The 18,202-nt window shown below is 42.0% G+C and carries 19 protein-coding genes; 1 reads left to right on the plus strand and 18 read right to left on the minus strand.

What is annotated here, in order from left to right; genetic code table 11:
- From D8862_RS03060 to pbp2b, 12 genes are all read right to left on the minus strand, one after another.
- The gene (locus tag D8862_RS03060) at window positions 1-792 is read right to left on the minus strand and encodes a YlmH family RNA-binding protein (protein WP_125448644.1); all 792 of its coding nucleotides are present in this window, start codon (window positions 790-792) and stop codon (window positions 1-3) included.
- Window positions 789-1,049 carry a YggT family protein gene (locus D8862_RS03065; protein ID WP_000576497.1) on the minus strand — a complete coding sequence of 87 codons (261 nt, stop codon included), beginning with the start codon at window positions 1,047-1,049 and terminating at the stop codon, window positions 789-791. Before D8862_RS03065 ends, D8862_RS03060 begins: the two co-directional genes overlap by 4 nt.
- On the minus strand, window positions 1,049-1,585 hold the full coding sequence (locus D8862_RS03070; RefSeq protein WP_125448645.1) for a cell division protein SepF: 537 nt from the start codon (window positions 1,583-1,585) through the stop codon (window positions 1,049-1,051). The genes D8862_RS03065 and D8862_RS03070 overlap by 1 nt, the downstream gene beginning before the upstream one ends.
- A gap of 9 nt (window positions 1,586-1,594) precedes the next feature.
- Window positions 1,595-2,266, minus strand: coding sequence for a YggS family pyridoxal phosphate-dependent enzyme (locus tag D8862_RS03075; RefSeq protein WP_125448646.1), 672 nt, complete (start codon window positions 2,264-2,266; stop codon window positions 1,595-1,597).
- A gap of 3 nt (window positions 2,267-2,269) precedes the next feature.
- Window positions 2,270-3,526, minus strand: coding sequence for a cell division protein FtsZ (ftsZ, locus tag D8862_RS03080; protein WP_004243484.1), 1,257 nt, complete (start codon window positions 3,524-3,526; stop codon window positions 2,270-2,272).
- 16 nt (window positions 3,527-3,542) lie between these two features.
- Window positions 3,543-4,919 (minus strand): cell division protein FtsA, encoded by a 1,377-nt coding sequence (gene ftsA, locus D8862_RS03085; protein WP_125448647.1) that lies wholly within the window; start codon window positions 4,917-4,919, stop codon window positions 3,543-3,545.
- Between the two features lie 236 nt (window positions 4,920-5,155).
- Window positions 5,156-5,860 carry a YwaF family protein gene (locus D8862_RS03090; RefSeq protein WP_125448648.1) on the minus strand — a complete coding sequence of 235 codons (705 nt, stop codon included), beginning with the start codon at window positions 5,858-5,860 and terminating at the stop codon, window positions 5,156-5,158.
- Window positions 5,861-6,054: 194 nt separating this feature from the next.
- A complete protein-coding gene (locus tag D8862_RS03095) occupies window positions 6,055-6,666 on the minus strand; it encodes an NUDIX hydrolase (protein WP_125448649.1) in 612 nt (203 codons plus the stop codon).
- Window positions 6,653-8,026 carry a UDP-N-acetylmuramoyl-tripeptide--D-alanyl-D-alanine ligase gene (locus D8862_RS03100; RefSeq protein ID WP_125448650.1) on the minus strand — a complete coding sequence of 458 codons (1,374 nt, stop codon included), beginning with the start codon at window positions 8,024-8,026 and terminating at the stop codon, window positions 6,653-6,655. The genes D8862_RS03095 and D8862_RS03100 overlap by 14 nt, the downstream gene beginning before the upstream one ends.
- A gap of 83 nt (window positions 8,027-8,109) precedes the next feature.
- Window positions 8,110-9,153 carry a D-alanine--D-alanine ligase gene (locus D8862_RS03105; RefSeq protein WP_125448651.1) on the minus strand — a complete coding sequence of 348 codons (1,044 nt, stop codon included), beginning with the start codon at window positions 9,151-9,153 and terminating at the stop codon, window positions 8,110-8,112.
- A gap of 173 nt (window positions 9,154-9,326) precedes the next feature.
- The gene (gene recR, locus D8862_RS03110) at window positions 9,327-9,923 is read right to left on the minus strand and encodes a recombination mediator RecR (RefSeq protein WP_000966754.1); all 597 of its coding nucleotides are present in this window, start codon (window positions 9,921-9,923) and stop codon (window positions 9,327-9,329) included.
- A 10-nt stretch (window positions 9,924-9,933) separates the two neighbouring features.
- Window positions 9,934-11,976: a penicillin-binding protein PBP2B gene (pbp2b, locus tag D8862_RS03115; RefSeq protein ID WP_125448652.1), complete on the minus strand. Its 2,043-nt coding sequence runs from the start codon at window positions 11,974-11,976 to the stop codon at window positions 9,934-9,936.
- 256 nt (window positions 11,977-12,232) lie between these two features.
- Here pbp2b and D8862_RS03120 point away from each other — a divergent pair, with 256 nt between their 5' ends.
- On the plus strand, window positions 12,233-13,084 hold the full coding sequence (locus D8862_RS03120; protein ID WP_125448653.1) for a MurR/RpiR family transcriptional regulator: 852 nt from the start codon (window positions 12,233-12,235) through the stop codon (window positions 13,082-13,084).
- Window positions 13,085-13,099: 15 nt separating this feature from the next.
- Here the strand turns inward: D8862_RS03120 and D8862_RS03125 are convergent, their stop codons facing one another.
- The 6 genes from D8862_RS03125 to D8862_RS03150 form a co-directional block, all read right to left on the minus strand.
- The gene (locus D8862_RS03125; protein WP_125448654.1) at window positions 13,100-13,984 is read right to left on the minus strand and encodes an ROK family protein; all 885 of its coding nucleotides are present in this window, start codon (window positions 13,982-13,984) and stop codon (window positions 13,100-13,102) included.
- Window positions 13,985-14,001: 17 nt separating this feature from the next.
- Window positions 14,002-14,919: a dihydrodipicolinate synthase family protein gene (locus D8862_RS03130; protein WP_125448655.1), complete on the minus strand. Its 918-nt coding sequence runs from the start codon at window positions 14,917-14,919 to the stop codon at window positions 14,002-14,004.
- Window positions 14,920-15,090: 171 nt separating this feature from the next.
- A complete protein-coding gene (locus D8862_RS03135; protein ID WP_125448656.1) occupies window positions 15,091-15,735 on the minus strand; it encodes a YesL family protein in 645 nt (214 codons plus the stop codon).
- Window positions 15,736-15,755: 20 nt separating this feature from the next.
- A complete protein-coding gene (locus D8862_RS03140) occupies window positions 15,756-16,208 on the minus strand; it encodes a NanQ anomerase/TabA/YiaL family protein (RefSeq protein WP_000575428.1) in 453 nt (150 codons plus the stop codon).
- 227 nt (window positions 16,209-16,435) lie between these two features.
- Window positions 16,436-17,275, minus strand: a complete 840-nt coding sequence (locus D8862_RS03145) for a carbohydrate ABC transporter permease (RefSeq protein ID WP_001183243.1) — start codon at window positions 17,273-17,275, stop codon at window positions 16,436-16,438.
- 15 nt (window positions 17,276-17,290) lie between these two features.
- Window positions 17,291-18,157 (minus strand): carbohydrate ABC transporter permease, encoded by an 867-nt coding sequence (locus D8862_RS03150; protein WP_001209417.1) that lies wholly within the window; start codon window positions 18,155-18,157, stop codon window positions 17,291-17,293.
- Window positions 18,158-18,202: the final 45 nt, after the last annotated feature.

Consider the following 18,202-nt stretch of genomic DNA (forward strand, 5'->3'; position numbering starts at 1 on the left):
TCACTTACTTAATAATAATTGGATAGTCAGTTTTATCTTATCCCTTTTAGTTTGCCCATTTTCTTTGACAATCTTCAGACGACCAAACTTTCTCACACTAATCAAATCCCCTACAGCTACTAGATAATCTAATTTTTCAATGGGGTGGTAGTTTACCTGAACAGATTTTTTCTCTATGAGTTGACCAGCCTGCTTTCTGGATAATTTCAAAGCACTTGATAAGAGGGCATCCAAACGAAAACTGGAAATCAAAATCTCTTGTTCTTGATAATTGATCTCAGATATGATTTTATCGGTGAAAGGACATTCCTCCAGCGACACAGGTAGTCTGGCAATCTTTTGTATCCCGTCCTGAAACAGAGGGATAAAATCACGATTGACAAAAATCTGTGCTCTCTTTTCATCTACCAAGATATCACCAAAGAGCTTACGATCAATTCCTAGTTGATTGATGATTGTCCCCAAAATCTTTGCATGTGTTAGCTGTTCAAACCTACTTGGATAACGGATCTCTAACAATGCCATTTCAAAATCTGACAGTGTCGGACTGAAATAGTCCGGATACAGAAGGACACGGACAAATTCCGTATGGATATATTCTCCGCTACTCGCACAGCCCAGTCCATAGGTCCCAGCCAAAACCCTCAATATATGTTCCTGATGCGGGTTGACAAAAGCAGTGAGGACAGGAGTATAAGTATCTTCCACCCGCTTGATCCACTCTAATCCCTTATCAATAAAGGGAGCATCATCAAGGGAAAAGTGCTGGTAAATCGCTTTATTTGTCATCATAGTATCAACAAGAAACGAATCAAGCTGTCACCCAAAAAACGGACGATTAAGATTGCCAGCCAAATGGATAAATCCAAACCTCCAAATTGTAAAGGTAAACGGCGAAGTGGATCAACAATCGGTCTAATCAGTTTTTCCAGTAAACGTTCTAGTGAACTACCATAAGAATTTGGAAACCAAGAGAGGAGTGCATAGATTAACAAAAGCAGGGAATAGATATTCACTGCATTTTGGATCAGACGAATTAGAAAAATCATTATTTCGCTCTACTTCGTTTAATATCAAAACCAAATTCTACACTTTGAGAATCATCAGGCAACTTGATATCTTCAATATTCACAACCACATTGACTGGTGTCAACAAATACATTGTACTCGCAACTTTTTTCAGATTACCTGCCAAAACATGACGGGCACCGTCCAGATAGTCTAGACAACGACGAGCCTGAACCTCTGTCATGTACTGGAAGTCAATTAAGATACTTTCATTTCCAGCCAATAAATCCACAATCTCTGTTGCATCCTCATATTTTCTAGGATAACGAACATCAATCGTTACTTTTTCATCTGTACGATGACTTTGCATAGCCAATTCTTGTTGACGAGCATGTAAGCGAGTGATGTTGGCATCTTTTGAAGTGGTTGATTGAAACTGTGCCGGCAGTTCTTTAGAAGCTGAACTACTCGATGAAGCAACCATCTGTTCATCCTGAGGTTGATAAGTCGCAGTTGTTTCTTCCCCATCTTCTGTAAAATAATCTATAAATTTATCAAATCTATCTTTTAAAGACATAGATCTCTCCTATTTAAAAAATGCTGTGCCAATTCGAACAAAGGTCGAACCAAATTGAATCGCTTCCTTATAGTCACGACTCATGCCCATGCTCAACTCTGTCATCGGCATATTAGGAATTTGTTTTTCCCTAATTTCTGCTTGCAGTTCCTGAGTTTTCTTGAAAATTTGTTTCACTTCATCAGAATCTGCCTCAAAAGGAGCCATGGTCATCAAACCAACATACTCAATCTGATCTAGTTGAGCCAAGTCTGGCAAAAGTTCTAGTAATTCTTCTTTTGAAAAACCGTGCTTGCTTTCTTCTCCTGAAATATTGACCTGTAGGAAACACTTGATAACATGATCTGTCCTCTTTTGAATCTCCTGTGCCAATTTAAAGGAATCTAAAGCATGAAAGTAATCCACAAAAGGGATTACTTCTTTGACCTTCCGTCTTTGTAGCGTTCCAATCAAATGCCAAGTGACAGGGAATTCTTTTAACGTCTGATATTTTTCTAAAAATTTATCAACACGATTTTCACCAATATGATGAACACCCAGAGGAAGCAGGGCTTCCGCTGTTTTTACGTCCACATATTTCGTCACTGCAATAATTGAAACAGAAGCTGGATCACGATTGGCTTCTCGGCTAGCTTCAGCGACCTGCTGAAAAACGAACTCTGTATTTTTTTTCAAATCCATTGATTAACGATTCTTGAAGAATGGAGGTGTGTCCAACTCATCTTCGTCCTGATAAGTCGGTGCTTCAAAACGTTCTACAGGTGATACGACTGAATCAGTTTGACGAACGATTGATTCACGACGCAAGTCCCAATCACCAAAAGCAGAAGATTGACTTGTTTCAAAGCGTCGTTGGCTTTGTTTTGGTAATTCTGCTGTATCTTCTAGGTCAAAATGACGATCAAAATTTTGAGGATGCGGTTGTCTTGAGGCTTCACGACGAGCCGCTTGTTTTACTGGAGAACCAACAACTTTTTCTACACGTTCTTGACGAACACCAGTCGCTACAACTGTTACACGGATTTCATCTTTCATGCTTTCGTCGATTGATGTTCCAAGCCAGATATTCACTCCTTGACCAGCTGCTTGGTTGACGATTTCTGAAGCTTCTTCCGCTTCAATCAAGGTCAAATCAAGACCACCAGTAACGTTGACAATGACATCTTCAGCACCGTCAATGGTTGTTTCAAGAAGTGGTGAGTAAATCGCTTTACGAGCCGCCTCAACGACACGCTCTTCTCCACTACCAATACCGATACCCATGAGGGCATTCCCTTTGTTTGCCATAACCGTTTTCACATCGGCAAAGTCAAGGTTGATCAAACCTGGGTTGGTAATCAAGTCTGTAATTCCTTGAACACCTTGGCGAAGGACGTTATCTGCTTCACTAAGAGCTTCAAGAAGCGGTGTCTTCTTATCAACAATTTCTAGCAAGTTGTTGTTTGAGATAATCAATAGAGTATCAACATGCTCGCGAAGTTCGTTGATTCCTTCTACAGCGTACTGACCACGTTTGCTTCCTTCAAATCCGAAAGGTCGTGTCACAACACCAACTGTAAGAGCTCCAAGATCTTTTGCAATGCGGGCAATAACTGGGGCAGCACCTGTTCCAGATCCTCCACCCATACCAGCAGTGATGAAAACCATGTCTGCTCCGCTAATTGCTGCTGTCAATGCTTCTTCGCTTTCTTCAGCAGCTTTACGTCCAACTTCTGGACGACCACCAGCACCCAAACCACGAGTCAACTTTGGTCCGAGTTGGATAACTGTTTCAGCTTTTGTACTGCTTAAGGCTTGTACGTCTGTGTTCGCTGCAATGAATTCTACGCCTGAAACACCTTCGTCGATCATGCGGTTAATAGCATTACCACCGCCTCCACCGACACCAATTACTTTAATAACTGCACCTTGAGCAGCTGCTGTATCAAATGAAAATGTCATAATTTCTTTTCCTCTTTTATTCATCAAACATGCTTCCGATCAAGCTGCGGAAACGGTCTGTTAATTTCGGTTTATCTTGAGAACTTGCTTGGAATTCGTCTCTTGGAGCAAGGCCACTGTCAGATGTGATTTCAGTTGCTACAGTAGCTGGTTGCACTGGAGTTGTTTGTATAATCGGTGTCACACTTTGATTTGAAACACCAAAATTAATTGGTTTTTGGCGAAGGAATTCATCTCCTCTGACTGCCTTTTGAGCCAGAAGATTCACTTCTGTCAATTTACCTGCAAACTCAGACAAGCTGATTACATGTGCAAAAGCAGGGTTGCGAATTCCCACTTGATTTGGCACATAGAGTTTCACTCGAACACCAAACACTTCTTGCGCCAATTCGACAACTCCTGGTAAAATCGCATTTCCGCCGATCAGAACGATACCACCTGGTAGATCCAACAAGTGTCTTCTGTCTAACTCCTGTTTAATTTGATCAAAAATATGTTTGATACGTGCTGAAATAATTTCTGCCAAGTAGCTTTCTGTCACTTCAACGGGCTCTACTTCACCAATGACTTCAACTTGGAAAGTCTCGTTACTTGCTAGTGGAACATAAGCTTCACCATAGTTTAGTTTCAAACTTTCTGCGATTTTTTGGGAGGTTTTTAAGACCTTGGAAATATCTTTAGTGACATATTCTCCACCCTCTTGGTAAATGTTTGTAAATTGCAATTCTTGATTGCGAATGGTTGCAACTGTAGTCTGCCCACCACCCATATCAATCACTGTCGCGCCAAACTCACGTTCTCCCTCGTTGAGAACTGAATTTACAATCGCTAATGGTGAGATGATGACGTTGTCAACATGGATTCCCACACGCTCCACGGTTTTACGAAGGTTATGAAGAATGGTACGAGGTCCTGTGTAAAGTAAGCCACGCATTTCCAAACGCACTCCCATCATGCCACGAGGGTCACGAATACCTTGGAAACCATCCACGATAAACTCTTCAGGAATGAAAGTAATCACTTCACGGTCAGGAGTCATGCTCTTTGTCAAAGCTGATTTGACAACATTTTCAACATCCTGATCTGTAATTTCTTTTGTATCTGATGTTACAGGAATCATTCCTTGAGTTGGTTCAACCTGCAAGAGGTTTGCTGGTAAACCAACATTGACAGACTTGATTGAAATTCCTGCCTTCTCTTCTGCCTGGGAAATTGCGGATTTAATTGCTGAAGCAGCAGCCTCAATATCAACGATAATCCCGTCTTTGACACCTTTACTCTTGGCATTGCTAACGCCAATTACATTTACTTCACCATCTCTATGTTCGGCAACCAGCACTTTGATGGAGCTAGTTCCGATATCTAAGCCTGTAAAAAAACCATCTCTAGTCATTACATTGCATCCTCTCTGTCTTCCAAGTTTCTCACTTCTATTTTTAATAACTGTGACGAGACACAGCTATTCACAAAATATTATAACACAAAAAATCCAATCGTGCTTAGTTTTTCATAAATTTCCTCTAGGTTTTTTGTAAAAGTCTTTTGAACGATTTTTCTCAGGAGCAATCATTATTTTTATATCCTTACGGCTATATTTTGCATATTTAATCAAAAAAAGAGAAGGCCTTCTTAAGCTTTCTCTTGAATCATTTTTTCTGCTCTTTGTTGCAAAAAGACCTCTACTACTTTTGCAGTCAAGCTGATTGCTGCTACCAACACACTGGACACGATGAGGTAGTTCGCCAATAGTCCGTGATTTCCCACTAGTGGTGGTTTATTTAAAAATCCATAATCTCCACCTACAACCAAGTTGACAACACCTATCAAGGCATTTAGAGAAAATGTAATCACTGTCACATTTTTCAAATTGAGCAGGGAAGCTTCATAATTCTTAAACAAGTATAGGAGCGCATTCCCCAAAAGTGCCACGTGCCCGATGATAAAGGACAGGATGGTCACATGCGGAAACGGATAAGGGTCAAAGAGTGGGTAAGCCAGAGCTGCTGTTGCTCCAAAGGTTCCTAGAAGGGCAAAGTATTGCTTGTACTTGGAAGTCCCTGGAATCAAGAGCATAACAAACATGGCGATACGACAATGATAGAAGGGCAAACTTTCTGATAAGGGCATTTGATTCCCCCAATACCAGCTATACAGAACAATCAATTGAACAGACTGAAGGATCTGAATAAAGCGCTGGTAAGCCACCTTGTCGCGAAAGCGATAAGAAGCATAGAAAGTAAGAGCCAATAAACATAACAAACCAATATACCAGTGGAGTTCAAACTGGGGCGGTTCTGATATCTGTGTGGTAAATAATTGTTCCCACAAATTCATATTCTATTCCTCGTTCATCTAGTCGGAGCAGTAGAAAAGTCACTGCTCGACCTTTTTAATTTTTTTGAAAAAGCTTGATTCTATACTATGCATAGAATACTTGCGACTTAAATTCGCAACCTATTATATCATTTGTGTCGCAGAAATGCACCTTACAGACACCTTTTTTGATTTGAAAACTTCTCTAGCATAACCTAATCAATATATTGCTCTCTTTGTCCCTGATAAACCTGCCAAAGAATCTCCATCTGCTCCTTGGTGATGCGTTTTTCAGATAAGGCTGGCAGTTGGTCAATAGCAAAAAATTGAAGGTCGGCAATCTCTTGATTTTCTTGAAATTGTCCGTCAAGAAGTTGACATTCAAAGACAAACTTTGCATATTGTTTGCTCTGTAGTTGGAAACGATTGGTATCAAAAACAGCTAGCAGTTTTTCAACTTTTGCTTCAAAACCGGTTTCTTCTTCAATTTCTTTGAGAATATTCTCGGTTGGAGAATAGCCGACTTCACCAAAGCCACCTGGCAAAGCCCAACTTTCCTCTCCTTTTCCTCTAACTAAACAGACTTTTTCATCCTCAACAATCCAAGCACGGACGTCCATCAGAGGGGTTGCGTAAGCACCAGTTGGTCTCAGGAGCTCTGTTACTTCCTCTTGCTTTAGTTCTGTGGTTTCTCTCAAAATATCAGATAAGATCTCACGCAAGTCCTCGTAGCGCTCGCGGTCAAAAGGATCTTTTGTAAAGGTTAATCCAGTATCCGTAATAGCTAGCATTCTTTGAAGATGCTTGACAAAATCACTTGCATTCATTCTCTAAACTTTCTACCAACTTAGCTAGATTCATAGAGTTCGAGCCTTTGAGCAGAATTTGGTCATTGGCACCGAGGCTTTCCTTGACCTGCTTGACAAGGTCTTCAAATTGATCTTCGCTCGCAGTTTTCTTAAAGTAGAATACATGACCGATTGGGAACATTTGACTGGCAAGTTGGGCCAATTCAGCAATGTCTTCCCCGTAGAAAATAACCGTATCAAGCACATCTGGGGAAAGGCTCAAAATCATCTGGTTATGGAGCTGAACAGATTGGTCACCAAGTTCCTTCATGTCTGCCAAGACCGCAATTTTCTTACCACCTTCATTAGCTGGAATGGCAGAGAAAGTCTCTAAAATTAGCTTCATAGCAGTTGGATTGGCATTGTAAACATCTGACAGGATATCTGCTCCATTGGCTGCTTTCTTCCACTCAGTACGGTTACGCGTCAATTCAAGATCTTGGAAAGCCTGACGAATCTGCTCCTCTGACACTCCTTCTTGAAGAGCTACATAAGCAGCAATCATGGCATTGGTGGCATTGTACTTACCAGTCACTGGCAAATCAAGGGCTTGTTCCAAGAAATTAGCCTTAAAGGTCAGACTATCCTTGCGCTCAACCAAGTCTGTAATTTCCAGCTCTGCTCCTTGCCCAAAACGGACCACCTTTTTATCAGTGGGCAAATAGTCCTCTACAATGGAGTCGGCTGGTGCCAAGAGCAAAGAACTCGGAGCCATACCGTCTGCAATTTGCATCTTCCCTTTAGCAATCTCTGAACGGTCTTTGAAAAAGGCCAAATGGGCTTCTCCAACCAAGGTCACGATGGCTGTTTTTGGATGAGCCAATTCAGACAAAAGATGAATATCTCCCAAGTGATCCTGCCCCATCTCCAAGACCAACTTTTCTGTCCCCTCAGGCATGTGAAGAACCGTGTAGGGAAGTCCAATCTCGTTATTGTAATTTCCTTGAGTTTTGTAGGTCTTGTAGGTTGTTGATAGCAAGTGCGCTAACATATCCTTGGTCGTTGTCTTGCCATTTGAACCCGTCACTGCAAAGACATCAACCGCTGTTTTTTCAAGATAGTAGGCAGCGAGGGTTTGAAAGGCAGACAACACGTCGTCTACTAGAATGTAGGGATGATTTGCAACCTCTTTCTCAGACAAGGTTACTGCTGCACCATTTTCAAAAGCTGTTTCGATAAAATCGTGGCCATCACGCGCTCCCTTGAGCGGAACAAACAAATCTCCTGCAGTGATTAAACGACTATCAAATTCCGCCTTAACTAGCGGACTATCTGGATAAATTGTCACATCATTTTTAGCTCCAACAGCTTGCGCAACTTCGTGGATTGTTAATTTCATTTTTACTCCTTTAAAAAGGGTTGAAGTCCGAAAACTCTAATCACCTACAGCGACGGTTCTGACTCCTACCCTCTCTTTCATTTTTATAGCAAATGCGCTTCGCGCTTGTCAAAGCTTTCCTTGGCAAGGTCAACCAAACGCTCGATTAGTTCTGGATAGCTGATGCCCATATTGTCCCAAAGCAGTGGATACATAGACCACTGGGTAAAACCGGGCATGGTATTGAGCTCATTTAGGAAAATCTCTCCCTTGTCTGTATAGAAGAAATCGCAACGAGATAGACCGAGGCCACCAATCGCACGGAAGGCTGTTTCTGCATTTCGACGCATGACAGCTACCACATCATCACTAATCTTGGCTGGGATATCCATGGTAATCTTGTTATCGATATACTTGGCATCGTAGTCATAAAAGGCTACATCCTTGACAACCTCACCTGGCAAAGTACTCTTAACATCGTAGTTGCCCAAGAGACCAACCTCAATTTCACGCGCATTCACCCCTTGCTCAACCAAGACACGGCTGTCATATTGGAAGGCAAGTTTCAATGCTTGACGGAGTTCCTCTTGATTTTCAGACTTAGAAATACCGACACTAGAACCCATGTTTGATGGCTTAGTAAAGACTGGATAAGTCAACTTTTCCTCAACTTCAGCGATTTTAGAGGTCACATCATCGCCTTCAACGATGGCCACATAAGGAACTTGAGCAATTCCTACTGATTCTAAAACACGCTTAGTCGTGATTTTGTCCATAGCAAGACTGGATGACAAAATATTACAGCCGACATAAGGCATTTTCAAAATTTCTAAAAATCCTTGAACAGAGCCATCTTCTCCCATCGGTCCATGCAGAACCGGAAAGACCACAGCACCTTCTTTGTAGATGGCACTTGGCGCAATTTTCTTATCCCAGTCAATAGTCGCATTGGTCATGAGACGTTCCTCTTGACCTGGAGTCTGGCTAAATTCTTGCGTTTTGATAAAGTCACCTGACTGGCTGATGAAGAAAGTCTTGACTGTGAAACGGTCGTAGTTGACCGCACGCATAACACTTTCAGCTGAAAGGACAGAGACTTCACGCTCTGCACTCCGCCCACCGTATAAAAGAATAATTGTTTGTTTCATATTACTGTCCTATTTTCTAATAGAATACTCGCACCTTAGTATATCATATTTGCTTCTTTTTTGAAACTTGAACATGGTACTGGTAGTAAAGAAATATAAAAAGAGACCGATAACGACAAACTCGGTCTCCCCGTTCTTGTATAAATGAATTGAGTTCGTAAATTTGTTTACTCCTACAACTCTGTCCGATTTTCAATGGCTCGTAAGAGTGTGACTTCATCCGCATACTCGATATCTGCTCCCACTGCTAGACCTCGTGCCAAGCGAGTAACCTTGATACCAGCTGGCTTGAGAAGACGAGAGAGATACATAGATGTCGCTTCCCCATCTGCTGTCGCATTGGTTGCCACAATCACCTCTGAAACCTCACTATCCATGAGACGGGTCATAAGACTCTTGAGATTGATATCGTCTGGACTGATACCATTCATCGGAGAAATGAGTCCATGCAAGACATGATAGAGTCCGTGGTATTCTTGGATGTTTTCCATAGCAGCCACATCGCGACTATCCTCTAGCACCAAGATGGTTGTCTGGTCACGAGTCGGATCTGTACAGATCGAGCAAGGGTCATCATCGGTCAAGCGACCACAGATGGAACAATAGGTCAATTCCCGCTTAGCAGACAGTAGGTTTTTGGCAAATTCATTGACATCGTCATCAGACATTCCAATGGTATAGAAGGCTAGACGGGTAGCCGTTTTGATCCCGATACCTGGTAACTTTGAATAGCTATCAATCAGCTTGGCAATAGGTGTTGGATACAGCATAAGTTCCTTTCTAATTCATTGGATGGTGTTTGTTGTAAAGATTGATAATGTCGCGTGCAATCGAAGGTCCGACACCGTTTGTAAGGTTGGTGTTATGAGGAAAGACGACTGCGACTGCGATTTGAGGATTATCGGACGGAGCATAAGCAACTGCGTTGGTATTATTGGCCTTTTGACCGCCATTAACATAACTTTCGGCCGTTCCCGTTTTCCCGCTTATGGAAACGGCTGCGCCATTTGAAAAGGCACGACCAGTTGTCAGAGCGCTCGTTCCATGAGAAACTTGATAGAAACCTTGTTGCAAGATAGCAATATCTGCTTCTGAGATATTAACCTTGTTCATTTCCTTGGTAGCTGTTTCTTGAACTAGACTACCTAAGCCACCTTGGTCATTGTTTCCATAAACCCCTTCAACGATGTGAGGAGCCAAACGTACGCCGTTGTTTGCAATGGTCGCGACATACTGGGCTAACTGCATAGGTGTGTAGTTGTCAAACTGACCAAAAGCATTATTTAGATAGTTGGCCAAATCAAATTCTTTTGGTATAAATCCTGTTGATTCATCTGGGAGGTCAATCCCTGTTGAAGCTCCGAGTCCATATTCCCCAAAGGTTGACCGCAATTTGCCCATTGCTGTCTCTAGTTGGATCGTTGCTACCATCATATTGGGTTTATAGGTCTGTCCCATAATTCCCAAAGCTGTTTGCACCATGTAGGTATTGGATGAGTATTCCAAGGCTTCAACCGCTGTGATAGGAAAAGAACCGTAGGACAAGGTATACCATGAATTGATAGGAGCTGAACCTTGGAAAACAATCGGCTGGTCTGTCAAGGTTTGATTGCCTGACAAAACTCCATTTTCCCAGCCAGAGCTGATGGTTGCCGCCTTGACAACAGAACCTGGCACAAAGACGTTAGTGACTGTGCCTAGAGAGTCTGAGCTCAGTTTGCCTGATTCAACATCATGCTTAATACCAGACATGGCTAGAACTGCTCCGGTTTTAGGATTGAGGGCTACAGCGTAGACTCCTTCAGAATACTTTGCTCCACCGTTACCCAACTCCGAGTTAAAGTAGCTCTTGAGTAGGTCATCCACACCATTCTGGAAAGCTAGGTCAATCGTTAGTTTGATATTGTTTCCTTTGCTTCCTTCCTCGACATTTTCCACACTTTCCATATTTCCATGTTTGTCGAGATGCACTTCTTTGACGGAGCGTTTGCCTTGGAGGACATCTTCATATTGCTTTTCAAGATAAGAAGTTCCCACTCGGTCATTGAGAGAGTAACCTTTCTTGAGATAAGCGTCAACTTCCTCAGCTGGAAGACCGGACTTCTCATTTGAAACACTACCGACGATAGACGATAGAGAAGTGTCCAGTACTTTTCTATCCCATGAGGTTGAAATACTGATACCTGGTAATTCCTTGGACGCTGATGCGACGAGAGCGACCTGAGTATCATCCAAGGCATCCGTAGAAATAGTGCCCGTTGCAAAATTTTCAACAGCATTGAGTTGACTAAACAGATAGATTTCCTTTTTCTGATCATCTGTATAATTGAGTTGACTCACGTCAATACTTTCAACCGCATTATTGTAGAGAGTCGCTTCAGATAAGCGATTTCCATCTGAATCTAGACGTTTGTCACTTGGCAGATCCTCGACTGTTTTTTTGTAAATATCCTGGTCCGCCAAGTAATAATCTGCAATCTGACGATCTGTCAGATTAGGGGAGGTTACATTCACATATGTGAGAAGTTTCTTGGCTGTCTCCTTCAATTCTGCTGCTGTCATTTTGTTGTTTCGGGTGAAAGAAACAACCTGCTTAACAGTGTTTTCTACCAAGGGTTTCCCTGTTGCATCATAAATCTGCCCTCGAGCTGAACTGGTTGTCACCCTAGTCTGGCTGGCTGATGCCAACTTTGCTTCATAGAAATCTTTATTCAGTACCTGCATGTATAACAATCGACCGATAATGGTCATAAATAGCAGGATAACTATCGCAAACAGTAAATTAAGCCGAATCGGAATCGAATGGCTATTGAATTTTCTCATACAACTAAGACTCTTTTCTAGAAAAATTTTCGATTTTCACCTTCATTTTCAGCTAAAATAATAGAGCAAACGGGTGAAGCTCAGTACTTTTCATTGTACCATATTTTACGGAGAAACTCTTGGAAAAGGAGAAGTATTTTTTGACTTTTATCTGAAAATGCCTTTTTATTTAGTTATCCTATCTTCTATGATATAATGATGTTAATAAGCAGGCAATCGTCAACTTTTAAGAGTTTGACTCATGAAAAGGAGCTCCATGAAAAAGCAGGATATCGCAACTATTATTGATCTTCATTTTGAAGAATTAACAGAGTTAGAGCAGGAAATAGCTCGTTATTTCTTGCAGGTAGATACGATTGTGGATGATCTATCATCGCAACAGGTTACTCAAAAACTGCATGTTTCCCAAGCTGCCCTTACCCGTTTTGCAAAAAAATGTGGCTTTACTGGCTATCGAGAATTTGTTTTTCAATACCAGCACCAGGCCAATAAACAGGACACCCATTCTCACAAACATAGTCCTTTGACCAAACGTGTACTTCGAAGCTACAGCAACCTACGGGAACAAACACAGGATTTGATCGATGAAGCGCAGCTTGAACGTGTAGCTCAGTTAATTGAGGATGCAGAACGAGTTTACTTTTTTGGAACGGGAAGTTCTGGTCTGATTGCCCGTGAGATGAAACTGCGTTTTATGCGACTAGGTGTTGTCTGTGAAGCTTTGACCGATCAGGATGGCTTTGCATGGACGACTAGCATCATGGATGAAAACTGTTTGGTACTTGGTTTTTCCCTATCAGGCACTACCCAATCCGTCCTCGATAGTTTGTTGGATGCCATGGAAATGGGCGCCAAGACCATCCTCTTTACCAGCGCACCAAACAAAAATAGTCAGGCTTATACCGAAACGGTCCTTGTGGCAAGCCATAGTCAATCTTCTTACATCCAGCGTATTTCCGCTCAACTCCCTATGCTCATTTTAATAGATTTGATTTATGCCTACTTTTTGGAAATCAATCGCGAGAGCAAGGAAAAAATCTTTAATAGTTATTGGGAAAATAAAAAACTCAACGGCTATCGTAGACAAAAACGCGTTAGAAAATCCTAGTTTGGTCCAGCCAAACTAGGATTGTTTTGTTTTGAAATGGTAATATGCACCGAGCATCCCTGCTGTATTTTGGTGATGGGCAAATTCTAATCGTGTTTTTTCAGCTAGGCTTGGTACCAAGGCTGCCTTCAAGGCTGTGCGGATCTTTGGTTTGAGGATAGCCTCTTGCCCCATGATACCGCCACCAAGAATAACCACTTCTGGATTGGCAACGTAGCAAATATTTGCCAGACCTTTTCCTAGATAGTCTACCATGCGGTCAATGCCAGCCATACAAATCTTGTTTCCTTCAGTAGCTTCCTTGAAAATACGTCGGCCATTCCACTGATCAACTGGATCACCGTGAGCCGCTGCCACATATTCTACCAAGGCTGTCGTAGAAGCCAGGTCTTGGAAAGCTCCATCCTGCATGTGCATGTAACCGACTTCGCAGGCCGAATTGCTAAATCCATGGAAAACTTTCCCATCCATAATCAAGCAGCCACCGATACCTGTTCCAATGGTCAAGCAAAGTGTCACACTCGCTCCCTTTCCTGAACCAGATACTGCCTCAGCAAGACCTGCGCAGTTGACATCATTTTCAATCTCACAAGGAATCGCAAAGCTAGTCTCGATTTCCTTTTTGAACTGGGTCCCTGCATAATTCGGAATTTGTGGGCCAGCATAGAAAATCTCACCCTTATCAGGATCCACCATTCCTGCAGAAGAAATGGCAACACCTGCTACTGGGCCTTTTTCTAAATAGCTGGCTACGATATCTTTTGTCTTTTGTAAGATATGAGGGCCACCCTTATGCGCCTCAGTTGGCATTTCATGCGATTCAACAAGTTGGCCTTCTTGGTCAATCAAACCATATTTGATGTTGGTTCCACCAATATCAATTGCAACGTAGTGTGTCATAAATACCTCCTTATGGATTAGAGGAAGCGCTCCTTGGTTTCACGAATCAATTGAGCAGCTGCTTCTACAACTGGACGATCTTCTTCAGTCACTGGCGTCAATGGTGAACGAACTGAACCAATGTTCAAACCTTCATTGATTTTCAAAACTTCTTTGATGACACCGTACATATTTCCATGTGCAGCAGTCAATTTGCCAATGATTGCGTTAATAGCGTATTGCAATTCACGCGCTGTTTCCAAGTCTTTGTCAGCAATCAACTGATTGAGTTTCAAGAAGAGTTCTGGCATAGCACCGTAAGTACCACCGATACCAGCTTTTGCACCCATGAGTCGTCCACCTAGGAACTGTTCATCTGGACCATTGAATACGATGTGGTCTTCTCCCCCAAGGCTGACAAAGGTTTGGATATCTTGAACTGGCATAGAAGAATTCTTAACACCGATAACACGTGGATTCTTCAACATTTCAGTGTAGAGACCTGGAGTCAAAGCAACTCCTGCCAATTGAGGAATATTATAAATCACGTAGTCTGTGTTTGGAGCTGCAGCACTAATGTCATTCCAGTATTTGGCAACTGAGTACTCAGGCAAACGGAAGTAAATTGGTGGAATCGTTGCAATGGCATCTACACCCAAACTTTCCGCATGGCGAGCAAGTTCCATACTGTCTTTGGTATTGTTGCAAGCTACGTGAGCGATGATGGTCAATTTGCCCTTAGCAACTGCCATGACTTCTTCCAAAATCAACTTGCGGTCCTCTACGCTTTGGTAGATACATTCACCAGAAGAACCGTTGACATAGAGACCTTGAACTCCCTTATCAATGAAGTATTGAACCAAGGCACGTGTGCGCTCTGGACTTACTTCTCCTTGATCATCGTAACATGCGTAGAAGGCTGGAATGACACCTTCGTATTTTTTCAAATCTGACATAGATTTTCTCCTAAGATTTCTTTTTTTCTGCTGAGAGCAGTTCTATTTTTTACAAGTTTAGTATACACCTTGTGAAAATCGCTTTCAATATCTTGTATACACTTAGATTTTAGTTTCTACTTGTATTTTAGAAACTGTAACGATTGAAAGTAGTTTCAGAAACAAGTCATCCTACTGATATTTGGCGAAAATTTTCTCCATCAAACCTGCTTGGAGAAAGACTAGCAAACCAAAACCAAAGAGGATAAAGGCCGATCCACCCAAAAGGAGAGTGAAGGCGGATAGATAAAGAAGCATCACAATAAGAAAGAGAATGGCTAACATGAGGAAGAACCACGGAAAGTTAAAACTTGCCAAGATAAGCCCTTTTTGCAGCACTTCTTTCCAAGACAAATCATAGCGCGCAGCGATGGGATAACTAGCCAGCATCACCAGAGTGAGGAAGATGAGAATCCCCAAACAAATAGCTTTCACAATCTGGAAAGGCAAAGTTGTCTGTCCCCAGAAGAGATAGAGATCTAGAAAGCTTAATGACACAATGCCCAACTCTAACAGACCCAACTGAAGCCCCAGTTTCAGATTTTGCTTAAAAGCTCTCAGATAGGTTCTGAAAACTGGAACTCGTCTACTTCTCTTAATCTCGAACATAGTTTGGTAGAGGCTTATTTTAGCCACTCCAATCGTCACGATGGGCAAACAAGAGACGACAAAAAGAAGATTGGCTGTCACGATATCCAAGACCTTCTCACTGAAACGCATGAGAAAGTTATCTGTATCAAATGCTGCCTTGATAAGGCTTACTCCTTTTTGTGCCATATTTGCTCCTCCTGATTCTTTTAATCAATCAAAATTTTAAAGAGATATTTGCGAACCTTCTCTTCCATACCTGCATAGCCATTTGGTTGGTGCGGTTCTCCTGGGAAGAAAATCGCAAAATTGTGATAGCCCAACAATAGTGGGTAGCGTTCATGACAATGGACAAAACCAATGTCGCTCGCTTCATCGAATGCTACCGCCTCGTCTTTGATACGTGAACCGTAGCTCGAATATTCATGCCCTTCTACCAGCAAATGCAAGTCTGCATAGTGTTTATGGTGTTCAAATTGATCATTTTCAGCTTGATTGAGGACATTTTCCTGAACAACTAGAAAGACCTTGTCCCCGTCAATCTCATACTTACCGAGTTCAAAAGAATCCTTACGATGCTGGTAGAGATAGTCGATAGCCTTGTCTAGATTGGGATGGATTCCCTTGTAAAAGGCGATGTTTTTCAAATCGTCAAAAATCATACTGTTTCCTTCGTTTCTGATAGTTAACTAAAATCATAGATTAAGTTTATAAGTGTCTGACAAAATCTCTAAGGCAAGAAAATACCCAACATTTTGTAGACACTTATAACTCTGTATTCTCTTATGCTCAATGAAAACCGAAGAACAAACTAGGAAGCTAAGCGCAGGCAATACTTAAGTATGGCAAGGTGATGCTGACGTAGTTTGAACTCAATTTTCGCAGAGTATTATCCTTTGACAGCTCCCATAGTGATACCCTGAGTGAAGGATTTTTGGAAGACAAGGAAGACGGTTACGATTGGCACGGCTGCAAGAGCTGCACCAGCCATGATCAAACCATAGTTGGTTGCCATTTCGGCCTGCATGGTCGCAACCCCGAGTGAGATAGTCAAGTTTTGACGTGAAGTCAACATAACCAACTGCATGAAGTAGTCGTTCCAAGTATTGATGAAGGTAAAGATTGCAAGGGCTGCAAATCCTGGTTTCACGATAGGAAAGGCTACGCTCCAGAAGGTACGAATCTCACCACAACCGTCGATTTTAGCTGATTCAAGCAATTCTGTTGGGATATTTTCACTGAACTGTTTCATGAGGAAGACCCCAAATGGCCATCCAATCAAAGGCAAGATAACTGCCCAGAGAGTGTCATGAATTCCCATGAAGTTGACGATACGTACCAATGGTACAAGGACAACTTGTTTTGGAAGAGCCATGGCAGCGATAAAGACTGCAAAGAGGATGCGCTGGCCATAGAAACGTTTTTTAGCCAAGACATAGCCTGCTAGAGAAGAGGTTGCACACACTAGGAACATGGTTACCAATGAGATAAATACAGAGTTCCACATCCACTGCATAGCAGGGTTTTGCACCATGAGTTGTTGGAAGTTCTCCATGGTTGGCATTTTAGGGAACCACTGTGGTGGAATCATAATGGTATCAGGCTGTGATTTGAAGGCCCCTGTCAAGATCCAGTAGAATGGAAAGATGAACAGCACGGTCAACAAGAGCAAGATAATCGTTGAAATAACAGTGAAAGCTGTTAAAGGCTTCTTTTGTGTAGGTTGCATAACTGTCTCCTTTCTTTAGTATTCTACGTCGTTTCCGAGGATCTTGAATTGAGCAAAGCTGACAATGGCAATCATCACTGCCAAGAAGACACCGATGGTATTCGCATAGCCGTACTCTGTCAATTGGAAGGCTTTTTCGTAAAGGTAGTACATCAGTGTACTTGTTGAGTAGTTTGGACCACCAGATGTCAACAACTGAATTAAGGCGAAACATTGGAATGAATTGATAGTCGTAATGATTGCGATGTAAAGAGTTGTTGGAAGAAGACTAGGCCATTTGATCTTCCAGAACACTTGGAACTCAGTCGCTCCGTCAACGCGAGCTGCTTCAACCAGTGAATTGTCAATATTTCCCATGGCAGCGATATAAAGGATAATCGGTTGACCAACAGATGTTGTCAAAAGGATGATCATAATCGCTAGCAAGGCCCAGTTTTTATCACCCAACCAAGAAATGTTTTGGCTGATGATATGGCTTGACTTAAGGACAAAGTTCAGAATCCCTGATAGGGGATCGTAAATCCATTTCCATACAACCGTTACGGCAACACTACCTGTAACTACAGGAAGGAAGAAGACGAAACGATAGAAGGATCTAGCAATCGCATTTTGATGATAGGTTTGAGATGCTACAAAGAGCGAGAAGAGTACAACAATCGGTACTGATCCAATAACTAGGATAACGGTATTGATCAAAGACTTGGTAAAGACAGGGTCTTTAAACATGCGAATGTAGTTATCCAAGCCAACAAACTCAAAGCTGGTCATGGAGTAGTTAAAGAAACTTGTAATGAATCCCATAATCATAGGAGCCAAGACAAAGATCACAAAGAAGAACAATACTGGTGCTAGGAAAGCGTAGGAAATCACTGTTTCCCGCATACGAATTTTATTGACTTTCACAGTCGGCACCTCTCTTTCAAATAG

This window comes from Streptococcus oralis (genome assembly GCF_003942585.1).
In the GTDB taxonomy this organism is placed as follows: Bacteria; Bacillota; Bacilli; order Lactobacillales; family Streptococcaceae; genus Streptococcus; species Streptococcus oralis_BE.